The organism is Rhodovulum sp. PH10 (genome assembly GCF_000293785.1).
Classification (GTDB): Bacteria; Pseudomonadota; Alphaproteobacteria; order Rhizobiales; family Xanthobacteraceae; genus Rhodoplanes.
In genome coordinates this window covers 117,086-130,448 of the sequence record NZ_AKZI01000036.1, presented here as the reverse complement: position 1 = coordinate 130,448, position 13,363 = coordinate 117,086, and the positions used below count along the sequence as shown (strand labels likewise).

The window sequence follows — 13,363 nt, the reverse complement described above, 5'->3', positions numbered from 1 at the left end:
GCCACTCGATCATGGGTGATGACGTGACCATTCAGAAGAACTGGCAAGAATTGATTCGGCCTAACAAGCTGAACGTGCTCCCGGGTCACGACCCCAAGCGCCTCGCGACCGTGGTCGCCGAGCCGCTGGAGCGTGGCTTCGGCCTGACGCTCGGCAACGCGCTGCGCCGGATCCTGCTGTCGTCGCTCCAGGGTGCCGCCGTGCAGTCGGTCCATATCGACGGCGTCCTCCACGAGTTCTCCTCGATCGGCGGCGTGCGTGAGGACGTCACCGACATCGTCCTGAACATCAAGGACATCGCCATCAAGATGCAGGGCGAAGGCCCGAAGCGGATGGTGGTGAAGAAGCAGGGCCCGTCGGTCGTCACCGCCGCCGACATCCAGACCGTCGGCGACGTGGTGATCCTCAATCCGGAGCTGACCTTGTGCCATCTCGACGAGGGCGCCGAGATCCGCATGGAGTTCACGGTCGACACCGGCAAGGGCTACGTCCCGGCCGAGCGCAACCGTCCGGAGGACGCGCCGATCGGGCTCATCCCGGTCGACAGCCTCTACTCGCCGGTCAAGAAGGTCTCCTACAAGGTCGAGAACACCCGTGAGGGCCAGATCCTCGACTACGACAAGCTGACCATGCAGATCGAGACCAACGGCGCGGTGAGCCCGGACGATGCGCTCGCTTATGCCGCGCGCATCCTGCAGGACCAGCTCAACGTGTTCGTCAATTTCGAGGAGCCGAAGCGGGCCGAGCAGCCGATGCTGCTCGCCGACGATCTCGGCGGCATCCCGCCGGCCTTCCTCAAGAAGGTCGACGAGCTCGAGCTGTCGGTGCGCTCCGCCAACTGCCTGAAGAACGACAACATCGTCTATATCGGCGACCTCGTTCAGAAGACCGAGGCGGAGATGCTCCGCACGCCGAACTTCGGGCGGAAATCGCTCAACGAGATCAAGGAGGTGCTGGCGCAGATGGGCCTGCATCTCGGCATGGAGGTGCCCGGCTGGCCCCCCGAGAACATCGAAGAGCTGGCCAAGCGCTTCGAAGACCACTACTGAGGCCCGGCGTGCCCGGCGCGCCCGCGCGGCGCGCGCCCGGCACCCGTCGCCGAGGGCATTGTTTGTGACAGGATTCCGGCTCGCCGTGGTGCGCTCCCCGGAATGACCGGCAGGAAGAGGAAACGGCCATGCGCCACGGTTTCGCCCACCGCAAGCTCAACCGCACGTCCGAGCATCGGCGCGCCATGTTCGCCAACATGGCGGCGGCGCTGATCAAGCACGAGCAGATCGTCACCACCCTGCCGAAGGCGAAGGATCTCCGTCCGATCGTCGAGAAGCTGGTCACCCTCGGCAAGCGCGGCGACCTGCACGCGCGCCGCCAGGCGGTCGCCGAGCTGCGCGACATCGCGATGGTCAAGAAGCTCTTCGAGGTGATCGGCCCGCGCTACAAGGACCGCCAGGGCGGCTACACCCGGGTCCTCAAGGCCGGCTATCGCTACGGCGATTCCGCGCCGGTCGGCGTGATCGAGTTCGTCGATCGCGACGTCGACGCCAAGGGCAAGGATTCCGGCCCGACCGCCGAGGGCGGCGAGGCCGAGGCGGCCTGATTCGTCCGCCCGCCAGGCAAGCGACGGCCGGCCGCCCGAGATGCGGCGGCGCGCCGCCGCCGACAAGCAAGAGTTCGACGACGCGCCCTGGCGAAAGCCTGCGGCGCGTTTTTCGTCGCGGAGGCCGGGCAACGCGCGGCCAGGGGTGCGCGGCCGCCCTTCTATTGCCGCGGTGAAGGCCCTATAAGGCGCGGAAAATCACGAGGAGTTCACCATGCGGCCATTCGTGCGCGCGGTTCTCGGGTGCGCGGCGCTGCTCGCCGCGGTGTCGGTTGCGACCGTCGGCGAGGCCGACCAGGCACGGGTGCCGACCTCGCCCGCCGAGGTGCGGCTCACCTACGCCCCGATCGTCAAGCGGATCACCCCGAGCGTCGTCAACGTCTATGCGGCGCGGGTCGTCGAGAACCGCAATCCACTGATGGACGATCCGGTGTTTCGGCGCTTCTTCGGCGGCCCGCAGAACCAGGTGCAACGCTCGCTCGGCTCCGGCGTGATCGTCGATTCGAGCGGCCTCGTGATCACCAACAACCATGTCGTCGAGAACATGGATCAGGTGAAGGTGGCGCTCTCCGACAAGCGCGAGTTCGAGGCCGAGATCGTGCTGAAGGACGCGCGCTCCGACCTCGCCGTGCTGCGCCTGAAGGAGGCGACCGAAAAATTCCCGGCGATCGCGCTCGGCGATTCCGACGGGCTCGAGGTCGGCGACATCGTGCTGGCGATCGGCAACCCGTTCGGCGTCGGCCAGACGGTGACGCACGGCATCGTCTCGGCGGTCGCCCGCACCCAGATCGGCATCACCGACTATCACTTCTTCATCCAGACCGACGCCGCCATCAATCCCGGCAATTCGGGCGGCGCGCTGGTCGACCTGACGGGCCGGCTGGTCGGCATCAACACGGCGATCTTCTCGCGCTCCGGCGGCTCGCAGGGCATCGGCTTTGCGATCCCCGTCAACATGGTTCGCAGCGTGATCGCCTCGGCGCAGGGCGGCTCGAGCGTGGTGCGGCGGCCCTGGCTCGGCGCCAAGCTGCAGGCGGTGACGGCGGAGATTTCCGAGGCGTTCGGGCTCAAGCGGCCGGCCGGCGCGCTGGTCGCGACCATCGTGCCGGACAGCCCGGCGGCGCGTGCGGGGCTGCGCACCGGCGACCTGATCGTCACCATCGACGGCACCGAGGTGGAGGATCCGAACGCCTTCGACTACCGCTTCGCCACCAAGGCGATGGGCGGCAAGGCGCAGGTCGACGTGCTGCGCTCGGGCCGCACGGTGTCGCTGATGGTGCCGCTCGAGGCGGTGCCGGACGGGCCCCGCGACGAGCGGGTGATCCGCTCGCGCTCGCCCTTCCTCGGCGCCAAGGTCGCGAACCTCTCGCCGGCGCTGGCCGACGAGCTGCGGCTCGATCTGTCGCTGAAGGGCTGCGCGATCGTCGGCATCGAGCAGGGATCGCCGGCGGGCAATCTCGGCTTCCGCAAGGGCGACGTGGTGGTCGCCGTGAACGGCGAGAAGATCAAGACGAGCCACGATCTCGACCAGATCGCCCGCGAGCGCTTCCGCCTGTGGCGCATCACCATTCTGCGCGACGGCCAGCCGATCTCGGTCGTGTTCGGAGGGTAGCCCGCCGGCCGCCATGGCACCGCGCGCAAAGAAGCCGGACGCATCGCCTTCGCTGTTCGCCGCCGCCGGGCTCGAGCACGAGGCGCCGCGTCCGCTCGCCGACCGCTTGCGGCCGACCGCGCTCGCCGAGGTGGTCGGGCAGGACCATCTGCTCGGGCCGGACGGCGCGCTGACGCGGATGATCGAGACGCATTCGCTGGGCTCGCTGGTCTTCTGGGGGCCGCCGGGCACCGGCAAGACCACCGTCGCGCGGCTGCTCGCGCATGCGACCGACCTCGAATTCGCCCAGCTCTCCGCCGTCTTCTCCGGCGTCGCCGACCTGAAGAAGGCGTTCGACACCGCCCGGGCCCGCCGCGAGACGGGGCAGGGTACGCTTCTGTTCGTCGACGAGGTGCACCGCTTCAACCGCGCCCAGCAGGACTCCTTCCTGCCGGTGATGGAGGACGGCACCGTGGTGCTGGTCGGCGCCACCACGGAAAACCCGTCGTTCGAGCTGAACGCCGCGCTTCTGTCGCGGGCGCGCGTGCTGGTGTTTCGCCCGCTCGACGGCCCGGCGCTCGAAAAGCTCCTGGCGCGTGCCGAGGAGGTCGAGGGCAAGCCGCTGCCGCTCGACGAGGAGGCGCGCGGCGTGCTGGTGCGGATGGCCGACGGCGACGGCCGCGCCGCCCTGACGCTCGCCGAGGAGATTTGGCGCGCCGCGCGGGCGGGCGAGAGGTTCGACGCGAAGACGCTGCAGGACATCGTGCAGCGGCGCGCGCCGATCTACGACAAGAGCCGGGACGGGCACTACAATTTGATCTCGGCGCTGCACAAGTCGGTGCGCGGCTCCGACCCCGACGCGGCGCTCTACTGGCTCTGCCGCATGCTCGACGCCGGCGAGGACCCGCTGTTTCTCGCCCGCCGGCTCGTGCGGATGGCGTCGGAGGACATCGGGCTCGCCGACCCGCAGGCGCTGGTGATCGCCAACGCCGCCAAGGACGCCTACGACTTTCTCGGCAGCCCCGAAGGGGAGCTGGCGATTGCCGAGGCCGTGATCTACATGGCGACCGCGCCGAAATCGAACGCCACCTATGTCGCGTTCGGTGCTGCGATGCGCACTGCCAAGCAAGGGGGCTCGCTGGTGCCGCCCAAGCACATCCTCAACGCGCCGACCAAGCTGATGAAGCAGGAAGGCTACTCGGCCGGCTACGAGTACGACCACGCGACCGAGAACGCCTTCTCCGGCCAGGACTATTTCCCCGAGGAGCTGGGCCGCCAGAGCTTTTATCACCCGGTCGAGCGCGGCTTCGAGCGCGAGATCAGGAAACGTCTCGACTACTGGGAGAAGCTGCGCCGCGAGCGCAACGGGGCCTGAGTCGCGCAGGCGCGGGGGGTCGGGAGGGGAGGCTCGCCCGCCCGTCCGGCCCGCGCTAGACTGCGGATGCGACCACAAGCGCGCCGAGGACGGGTCGATGAACGAGGCACTCCGTGACGTTATCGCGCGGCTCGAAGCCTTGCCGGACGACCGGCAGCAGCAGGCCGCCTTCCTGCTTCTCGATTTCCTCGAGGCCGACCAGGAGCCGCTGCTCACGCCCGAGCAGGTGGCGGAGGTGAAACGCCGGCTCGCGGCGGAGCCGATATTCGCGAGCGACGAGGAGGTTCGGTCCGTGTTCGACGGGCCGGCCGAATGATGCTGCGATATCGCGCGGAAGCGGTTGCGGACTTGCAAAAAATCCGCGACTACATCGCGCACGACGATCCGGCGGCAGCGCGTTCGGTCGTCCAACGAATAGAACAATCCATCGATCGCCTTCGCACACTGCCGTGGTCCGGTCGGCCGGGCGCTTCGGGGACACGCATCCTGGTCGTACCCGGTCTCCCTTATGTGGCGATCTATCGGGTCGGCGAGGACGGCGTGGAGATCGTGGCCGTCTTCCACACGGCCCGGAACCGCCGGATGTGAGGTGAGACATGGCACGAGGCGGCAGCGGCCCGAGACAGCCGGGCGGCGGACGGCGGATCGCCGGGCCGCGCGATCACGATCGCAGCGGTTTTTCCGGCGGGCCGCCGCGCGGCGCCGGCAAGGGGCCCAAGGGATTCGGAAAGCCTGGCAGCCGCGGGCCGGACAGGGGGCCGAAGGCCGGGTCGGACAGGGGGCCGAAGGCCGGGCCGCGTTTTGCATCGGAAGGCGGCGCCGCCGAGCGCGGCGGCAAGCGGTTCGGAAAGCCGTTCGGCAAGCGCTTCGACGAGGTCGGCGGGGCGAGCGGTCGCGGCGAGAGCCGGGGCGAGGGCCGCAGCGAAGGCCGCGGCTTCGGCAAGAGTTTCGGCAAGAGTTTTGGAGCCTCCGCCGAGCGCGGCGAGGGCCGGCGCTTCGGCAAGCCGGACGGCGGATTCGGCAAGAGAGCCGCCGGTGGCGGCACGGGGGGTGGCAAGGGGGGCGGCAAGCGGTTCGGTGAAGGCGCCGGCAGGGGCGAGGCGCGCGGGCGCTTCGAGGACCGCGGGCGGTCCGAGGGACGTTTCGAGGATAGCGCCGACCGGCGGCCGCAAGCGCGGGCAGGGCGCCCGGAGCGGCCGGCATCGTTTCGCGGCAAGCGGCGCGACGACGGCGTGTCCGACGAGCGGCCGCCGCGGGACCGTTTCGCCGACGACCGGCTGCAGGACCGTTTCTACGACGATCCCTTCGCCGACGAGAATTTTTCGGGCGACCGCTTTGCCGACGACCGGCTGACCGACGACGACCTTTTCGACGACGCGCCGGCCGGCGATTCGAGCGAGGAGCATCGGTCCGACGAGCCGCGCTCCGACGAGCCGCGCTCCGGCGCGCGATCGCGTGACGACCGCCCGGCTCGTTGCCGCCGGGCCGAGCCCGAGCCGGCGCAGGACGACACCCCCGCGACCGCCGTGCAGACCATCGTGGTGTCGGCCGACGAGGCCGGCATGCGGGTCGATCGCTTCTTCGAGGCGCATTTCCCGAGCCTGTCGTTCAGCCACATCCAGCGAATCGTCCGCAAGGGCGAGGTGCGGGTGAACGGCAAGCGGGTCGACACCAAGGACCGGCTCGAGGAAGGCCAGAGCGTCCGCGTCCCGCCGCTGCGGCTCGCGGCGCCGGCGGCCCGCGAGAACCCGGAGCGCGACGCGGAAACCCGCGCCTTCCTGAAGTCGATCACGCTGCTCGAGGACGACGACATTTTGGTGCTGAACAAGCCGATGGGCCTCGCGGTGCAGGGCGGCTCGGGCACCAAGAAGCACGTCGACGGCATGCTGGAGGTTCTGCGCGACGCGCGCGGGCAAAAACCGCGGCTGGTGCACCGGCTCGACAAGGACACGTCCGGCTGCCTGCTGGTGGCGAAAACCCGGTTCGCCGCCTCGACGCTGGCAAAGAGTTTTCGCGCGCGCGAAACGCGAAAAATCTACTGGGCGCTCGCCGCCGGCGTTCCGAAGCCCAAGCAGGGCCGGATCTCGACCTTTCTCGCCAAGGAGGAGCGCGAGGAGGAGAGCTTCATGCGGATCGCCAAGCACGGCGAGGAGGGGGCGATTCACGCCGTCACCTATTACGCCGTGGTGGAGACCGCGGCGCAGCGCCTCGCATGGCTGTCGCTCAAGCCGGTCACCGGGCGCACCCACCAGCTGCGTGCGCACCTCGCCCATATCGGCCATCCGATCGTCGGCGACCCGAAATATTTCTCCATCGAGAACTGGCAGTTGCCGGGGGGAATTCAGAACAGGCTTCACCTGATGGCGCGCCGCCTGGTGATCCCGCATCCGCGCGGCGGCACGATCGACGTGACGGCGCCGCTGCCGCCGCACATGGTGCAGTCGTTCAATCTGCTCGGCTTCGACGCCGCCCGCTACGACCCGATCACCGACGCGCCGGACGAGGACTGAGAGCCCCGCACGGTCGGCGGACAATGGTGCCGAAAGGTATTCGGGCTTTGCGGTGGCGGAGTCCGGAAACCCGGACATTTACGAACGGGGCTTGCCCGAACTGTTCGTGATGGAACCTTTCATTAACCTCGATGACGCCGATGCGGTGAAAGATTCGCTTTTCGATGGCTCGCCTCGAGGAGCGAATGCCGCGGCGTCCGAACAACGACAAGGCGACCGGGCGTGGTCCGCGTCGCCGAAAAGCGGGGAGATTCGTGATGGGCAGTCACGATCCGCGTGCCGGTTCGCAGCGTGCATCGGGGTCGAGGTCGTCGGAGATGGTGTCCCGGATCACCCTGGCGGTCGGTTGCCTCCGGCTGCGGGCGGAGACCCGCGAGGCGACCACCGGCTCGCCGCCTCTGGCCGCCACGCCGGTCCGCGTCCGGATCGTCGGCGCCGCATCGCCCGCGCCGCAGCCGGCGAACGACGTTCCTCCGCCCGGGGCTTCTTCCTCCCGCTTGCGAAGCCGTCTGGCGACGCTGCTCGCCGGGCTTTCGGTCGGGGCCTTCGTCCCGGGCCGCTCCGCATCCGAGCGCTGGCGCGGCCGCGACCCGAGTTGACGCGCTCGTGACCATCCGCCATTCCCCATGGCGGTACCGCGCCGGAACCAAACCCCGCATCGCGCGTTTTCGTTCCAATTGAAGGTGTCGTCGATTGCCCTCCCGCCAAGGTTCGGTGATGGATAGTCTCGCCCATGGACCCGCGGATCTCACCGCGACGTCCTGCCAGATGCCCGGTAAGCTGAAATCCTGGAAGGACATGCTCGACGTTCTTCCGGTTCCGGCTTACCTGTGCGACGAGGCCGGCGCGATCGTGCACTGCAATCGCCGGGCAGCCGAGCTGTGGGGGCGATCGCCGATCGTCGCCGAGGATGCGCTCGATCCTTGGCACACCTACGCCTCCCGCGAAGGGCACCGCCTGTCGCTCACCGACACCCCGGTCGGCGACTTCATGCGCAATGCCGCCGGCTCCGTCCGTGATTGCGAGATCGTGATCGAGCGGTTCGACGGCGGCCGCGCCATCGCCCTCGCCAATATCGAGCCGATCACCGACGAGGACGGCGCCCTGATCGGCGCCGTCGGCTGCTTTCAGGACATCACCGACCGCAAGCGCGCCGACCACCAGCAGCGGACGCTCCTCAACGAGCTCAATCACCGGGTGAAGAACACGCTGGCGACGGTGCAGTCGTTCGCCGACCACACGATCCGCACCTGCGGCCTGCCGAAAGGCGCCCAGGACGACTTCGAGGGTCGGCTGATCGCGCTGAGCCGGGCGCACGACCAGCTGAGCCGCGGCCGGTGGGAGCCGATCGACCTGAAGAGCCTGATCGAGAGCGCGGTCGCGCCCTACCTGAAGGCGGCGGACGGCCGGATCGAGCTGCGCGGCGACGCGATCCGGCTCGGCGCGCAATCCTCGCTGACGCTGGCGATGATCTTTCACGAGCTGGCCAGCAACGCGGCGAAATACGGCGCATTGTCGAACGAGGCCGGCCGGCTGTCGGTGAGCTGGTCGGTGTCGAACGGCTACCGCCCGCCGACCCTGGTGCTGCACTGGACCGAGAGCGACGGCCCGCCGGTCGCCAAGCCCGCGCATCTCGGCTTCGGCAGCCGGCTGGTCCAGCAGGGCGTGTCGCGCCAGCTGCGCGGGATGGCCACGCTTGACTACGATCCGTCCGGACTGCGATGTACGATGGATATTCCATTGTCGTCGACGCCGGGATGACGTGAGCGAGAACGGGGACCAGCCGCTACCGAGTTTCGACCGCCTCAACGTCCTCGTCGTCGAGGACGAAGCGATCATCTCGTTCCTGATCGAGGACATGCTGCGCGAGTTCGGCTGTGCCGGCGTGACCAATGTCGCCGGTGTCGCCGAGGCGCTCGCCGCGATCGCCGAGCAGCGGCCGGACGTCGCCGTGCTCGACGTCAATCTCGACGGCGAGGAAGTCTATCCGGTCGCCGAGCGGCTGAAGGCCGAGGGCGTGCCCTTCGTGTTCACCACCGGTTACGGAGTCGACGGCCTGGCGCCCGCCTGGGCCCACCGTCCGGTGGTGCAAAAACCGTTTCGCGCGGAGATGCTGGCGCGCGCCCTGTCGGCGGTGCTCGCCACCGTCTGACCGGCCGGCCGGCCCCAGGCTCCGGACCCCGGCTTCGCCGTCTCGCCTCCGTCCGCCACCCCCGTCCACCGGACGCGAAACCGCCGGTATCGTGGACTGTCGTACCGCCGTCGTTGTCGCCGCCGCTCGAAGGGTTAAGATCGGGACCGCATCGCCGGCCCGCGCGCCGGCGCCCGGAACATCCCGCAGGGCGCGGCGTTCGCCCCCGGCCCCCGCCCGCGGCCAGCAACCCGAAACCGGTGACGACCATGAATCCACTCAAAGCGCTGCAGGACCACGGACAGGCCGTGTGGCTCGATTTTCTCGCCCGCGGCTTCGTCGAGAGCGGGGGCTTGCAGCGGATGGTCGAGGAGGACGGGGTGCGGGGCGTCACCTCCAACCCGTCGATCTTCGAGAAGGCGATCGGCGGCTCGGACGAGTACGACGGCGCCATCCGCCAGATGCTGGCGCAGGGCGACGCGGGCGTCGGCGCGCTCTACGAGAAGGTCGCCGTCACCGACATCAAGCGCGCCGCCGACGTGCTGCGCCCGGTCTACGACGCGACGAAGGGCGAGGACGGCTTCGTCAGCCTCGAGGTGTCGCCCTATCTCGCGATGGACACCGAGGGCACGGTGGCCGAGGCGCGCCGCCTGTGGCGCGACGTCGACCGGCCGAACCTGATGATCAAGGTGCCCGGCACCGCTGCCGGCCTGCCGGCGATCCGCTCGCTGATCGCCGAGGGCATCAACGTCAACGTGACGCTTTTGTTCTCGCGCGCCGTCTACGAGCAGGTGGTCGACGCCTACATGGCGGGCCTCGAGGCCTATGCCGCCGAGGGCGGCGACGTGTCGAAGGTCGCGAGCGTCGCGAGCTTCTTCGTCAGCCGGATCGACAGCGCGGTCGACAAGCTGCTCGACGAGAAGATCGCCGCCGCCAACGACCCCGAGGAGAAGGCCAAGCTCGAGGCCCTGAAGGGCGAGATCGCCATCGCCAACGCCAAGCTCGCCTATCGCAGCTACCAGGCGATCGTCGAGGGTGCCCGCTGGGCGGCGCTCGACGCCAAGGGGGCAAAGCCGCAGCGGCTCCTGTGGGCTTCGACCGGCACCAAGAACAAGGCCTACAGCGACGTCCTCTATGTCGACGAGCTGATCGGCCCGCACACCGTCAACACCGTGCCGCCGGCGACGCTCGACGCGTTCCGCGACCACGGCCATCCGGCGAAGACGCTGACCCGCGGCGTCGACGAGGCGGAAGCCGCGCTCGCCGAGCTGGCGCGCGCCGGTATCTCGCTCGACGCGGTGACCGAGAAGCTGGTGGAGGAGGGCGTCGCGCTGTTCGCCGATGCCTTCGACAAGCTGCTCGGCGCGGTCGCCGACAAGCGCGCGCTGGTGCTCGGCGAGCGCGCCAACCGGCAGAGCATCGCGATGCCGGCCGATCTCGCCGAGGCGACGGCCCGCGAGATCGAGGCGTGGCGCACCGGCGGGCTGATCCGCCGCCTGTGGGCGAAGGACGCCACGGTGTGGACCGGCACCGACGAGGCGAAATGGCTCGGCTGGCTCGACTGCACCGAGGCGGCGCGGGCAAAACTCTCCGAGTACCAGGACTTTGCCGCCGACGTGAAGGCGAGCGGGTTTTCCGACGTGCTGCTGCTCGGCATGGGCGGCTCGAGCCTCGGCCCGGAGGTCCTTGCCGAGACGTTCGGCCAGCAGCCGGGCTTTCCGAAACTGCGCGTTCTCGATTCGACCGATCCCGAACAGGTCCGCGCCACCGAAGCCGCGGTGAACCTCGAGAAGACGCTGGTGATCGTGGCCTCGAAGTCCGGCTCGACCACCGAGCCGAACGTGATGCTCGCCCACTTCCTCGAGCGCTTGCGCCAGACGGTGGGGGACGCCGCCGGCAAGCACGTGGTGGCGATCACCGATCCGGGCTCGTCGATGCAGAAGGTCGCCGAGCGCGACGGCTTTCGAAAGATCTTCTTCGGCGAGCCGACGATCGGCGGGCGCTACTCGATCCTGTCGCCGTTCGGGCTGGTGCCGGCGGCCGCCGCCGGCATCGACGTCGCCCGCTTCGTCGCCGCCGCCGAGCTGATGGTGAACGCCTGCGGGCCCGAGGTGCCGCCGGCTTCCAATCCCGGCGTCCGTCTCGGCCTGGTGCTCGGCGCTGCCGCAAAAGCGGGCCGCGACAAGGTGACCATGCTGGCGCCGGCCGCGCTCGCCGATTTCGGTGCCTGGGCCGAGCAGCTGATCGCCGAATCGACCGGCAAGAACGGCAAGGCGATCATCCCGGTCGACGGCGAGCCGGTCGGCTCGCCGGTGCTCTACGGCAACGACCGCATTTTCGTCGACCTGCACCTCGGCTCCGACGTCACCGCCCCCTACGAGGCGGCGATCAAGGCGATCGAGGACGCCGGCCACCCGGTGGTGCGCATCGTGCTGCGGGCGCCGGAGGAGATCGCCCAGGAGTTCTTCCGGTTCGAGATCGCCACCGCGGTCGCCGGCAGCGTGCTCGGCATCAATCCGTTCGACCAGCCGGACGTCGAGGCCTCGAAGATCAAGACCCGCGAGCTGGTCGCAGCCTTCGAGCAGACCGGCACCTTGCCGCCCGAGACGCCGGTGGTGACCGATCCCTCGTTCGACATCTACACCGACCCCGAGAACGCCGCCGCGCTGCGTGCCGAGGGGGCGGGCGAGACGGTCGACTCCTGGCTCGGCGCCCATTTCGACCGGGTCCGCCCCGGCGACTACGTGGCGCTGCTCGCCTACATCGCCCGGAACCCGGCGCACATCGAGGCGCTGCAGCAGATGCGGATCGCCGTGCGGCTGCACCGCAAGGTCGCCACCTGCGTCGGCTTCGGCCCGCGCTTCCTGCACTCGACCGGCCAGGCCTACAAAGGCGGCCCGAACACCGGTGTCTTCCTGCAGATCACCGCCGAGGACCGGCCCGACCTGCCGGTGCCCGGCCAGACCGCGACCTTCGGCGTGATCAAGGCGGCGCAGGCACGCGGCGACCTCGGCGTGCTCGCCGAGCGCGGCCGGCGTCTTCTGCGGGTCCATCTCAAGACCGACGTGACGGCAGGCCTCGCCGCGCTCGCCGCGGCGGTCGATCGCTCGCTCGGCTGACGGAGGACACATGCAACTCGGGATGATCGGCCTCGGCCGCATGGGCGGCAACATCGTGCGCCGCCTCCTGCGGGCGGGCCACACGGCGGCGGTCTACGACCGCGACGAGCGGGCGGTGGCGGCTCTCGCCGCCGAGGGTGCGGTCGGGGCGAGCGACATCGAGGACCTGCTCCGCAAGCTCCCCGCGCCGCGCATCGTGTGGGTGATGCTGCCGGCCGGGCCGATCACCGAGACCACCATCGAGACGCTGTCGGGCCTGCTCGGCTCCGGCGACGTCGTGATCGACGGCGGCAACACCTTCTGGAAGGACGACATCCGCCGCGCGAAATGGCTGAAGCAGCGCGGCGTGCACTATGTCGACGTCGGCACCTCGGGCGGCATCTGGGGGCTCGAGCGCGGCTACTGCATGATGATCGGCGGCGAGAAGGAGGTCGTGGCGAAGCTCGACCCGATCTTCGCCGCGCTGGCGCCGGGCGAGGGCGACATCCCGAAGACGCCCGGCCGCGAGGGGCGCGACGACCGCCCGGTGCGCGGCTATCTGCACGCCGGCCCGAGCGGGGCCGGGCACTTCGTCAAGATGATCCACAACGGCATCGAGTACGGCCTGATGCAGGCCTATGCCGAGGGCTTCGACATCCTCCGCAACGCGTCGAGCGAGGGCTTGCCGAAGGAGGAGCGGTTCGACCTCGATCTGCCGGACATCGCGGAAGTGTGGCGGCGCGGCAGCGTGATCACCTCGTGGCTGCTCGACCTCACCGCGACCGCGCTCGCGAGCGACCGCGATCTCGCCGGCTACACCGGCTATGTCGAGGATTCCGGCGAGGGCCGCTGGACCATCAATGCGGCGATCGACGAGGCGGTGCCGGCCGACGTGCTCTCGGCCGCGCTCTATGCCCGCTTCCGCTCGCGCCGCGAGCACACCTTCGGCGAGAAGGTGCTGTCGGCGATGCGGCACGGCTTTGGCGGCCATGTCGAGCAGAAGCCGGCCGAGCGCAAAGCCTCCGATCCCCAGCCGAAGGGCGACGCATGACGGTGACCGC

At 69.7% G+C, this 13,363-nt stretch carries 12 protein-coding genes; all 12 read left to right on the top strand.

Features of this window, described 5'->3' with window-relative positions:
• Nucleotides 1-11: 11 nt before the first annotated feature.
• The 12 genes from A33M_RS07560 to gnd all read left to right on the top strand — a co-directional run bounded on the left by A33M_RS07560 (nucleotide 12) and on the right by gnd (nucleotide 13,353).
• A complete protein-coding gene (locus A33M_RS07560) occupies nucleotides 12-1,049 on the top strand; it encodes a DNA-directed RNA polymerase subunit alpha (protein ID WP_040619650.1) in 1,038 nt (345 codons plus the stop codon).
• 128 nt (nucleotides 1,050-1,177) lie between these two features.
• The gene (gene rplQ, locus A33M_RS07555; protein ID WP_008385380.1) at nucleotides 1,178-1,597 is read left to right on the top strand and encodes a 50S ribosomal protein L17; all 420 of its coding nucleotides are present in this window, start codon (nucleotides 1,178-1,180) and stop codon (nucleotides 1,595-1,597) included.
• 214 nt (nucleotides 1,598-1,811) lie between these two features.
• Nucleotides 1,812-3,209: a DegQ family serine endoprotease gene (locus A33M_RS07550; protein WP_008385379.1), complete on the top strand. Its 1,398-nt coding sequence runs from the start codon at nucleotides 1,812-1,814 to the stop codon at nucleotides 3,207-3,209.
• 13 nt (nucleotides 3,210-3,222) lie between these two features.
• On the top strand, nucleotides 3,223-4,563 hold the full coding sequence (locus A33M_RS07545) for a replication-associated recombination protein A (protein WP_008385376.1): 1,341 nt from the start codon (nucleotides 3,223-3,225) through the stop codon (nucleotides 4,561-4,563).
• 97 nt (nucleotides 4,564-4,660) lie between these two features.
• Nucleotides 4,661-4,879: a hypothetical protein gene (locus tag A33M_RS07540; protein WP_008385374.1), complete on the top strand. Its 219-nt coding sequence runs from the start codon at nucleotides 4,661-4,663 to the stop codon at nucleotides 4,877-4,879.
• On the top strand, nucleotides 4,876-5,151 hold the full coding sequence (locus A33M_RS07535; protein ID WP_040619649.1) for a type II toxin-antitoxin system RelE/ParE family toxin: 276 nt from the start codon (nucleotides 4,876-4,878) through the stop codon (nucleotides 5,149-5,151). The genes A33M_RS07540 and A33M_RS07535 overlap by 4 nt, the downstream gene beginning before the upstream one ends.
• Before the next feature lie 8 nt (nucleotides 5,152-5,159).
• On the top strand, nucleotides 5,160-7,073 hold the full coding sequence (locus tag A33M_RS24820; RefSeq protein ID WP_008385371.1) for an RluA family pseudouridine synthase: 1,914 nt from the start codon (nucleotides 5,160-5,162) through the stop codon (nucleotides 7,071-7,073).
• 317 nt (nucleotides 7,074-7,390) lie between these two features.
• Complete coding sequence (locus tag A33M_RS07525; protein ID WP_040619648.1) at nucleotides 7,391-7,672, top strand: hypothetical protein; 282 nt, start codon at nucleotides 7,391-7,393, stop codon at nucleotides 7,670-7,672.
• A 169-nt stretch (nucleotides 7,673-7,841) separates the two neighbouring features.
• The gene (locus A33M_RS07520) at nucleotides 7,842-8,834 is read left to right on the top strand and encodes a sensor histidine kinase (protein WP_008385365.1); all 993 of its coding nucleotides are present in this window, start codon (nucleotides 7,842-7,844) and stop codon (nucleotides 8,832-8,834) included.
• A 1-nt stretch (nucleotide 8,835) separates the two neighbouring features.
• Nucleotides 8,836-9,225: a response regulator gene (locus tag A33M_RS07515; RefSeq protein ID WP_008385364.1), complete on the top strand. Its 390-nt coding sequence runs from the start codon at nucleotides 8,836-8,838 to the stop codon at nucleotides 9,223-9,225.
• A 248-nt stretch (nucleotides 9,226-9,473) separates the two neighbouring features.
• Nucleotides 9,474-12,323, top strand: coding sequence for a bifunctional transaldolase/phosoglucose isomerase (locus A33M_RS07510; RefSeq protein ID WP_040619647.1), 2,850 nt, complete (start codon nucleotides 9,474-9,476; stop codon nucleotides 12,321-12,323).
• 10 nt (nucleotides 12,324-12,333) lie between these two features.
• The gene (gene gnd / locus A33M_RS07505) at nucleotides 12,334-13,353 is read left to right on the top strand and encodes a phosphogluconate dehydrogenase (NAD(+)-dependent, decarboxylating) (RefSeq protein WP_008385357.1); all 1,020 of its coding nucleotides are present in this window, start codon (nucleotides 12,334-12,336) and stop codon (nucleotides 13,351-13,353) included.
• Nucleotides 13,354-13,363: the final 10 nt, after the last annotated feature.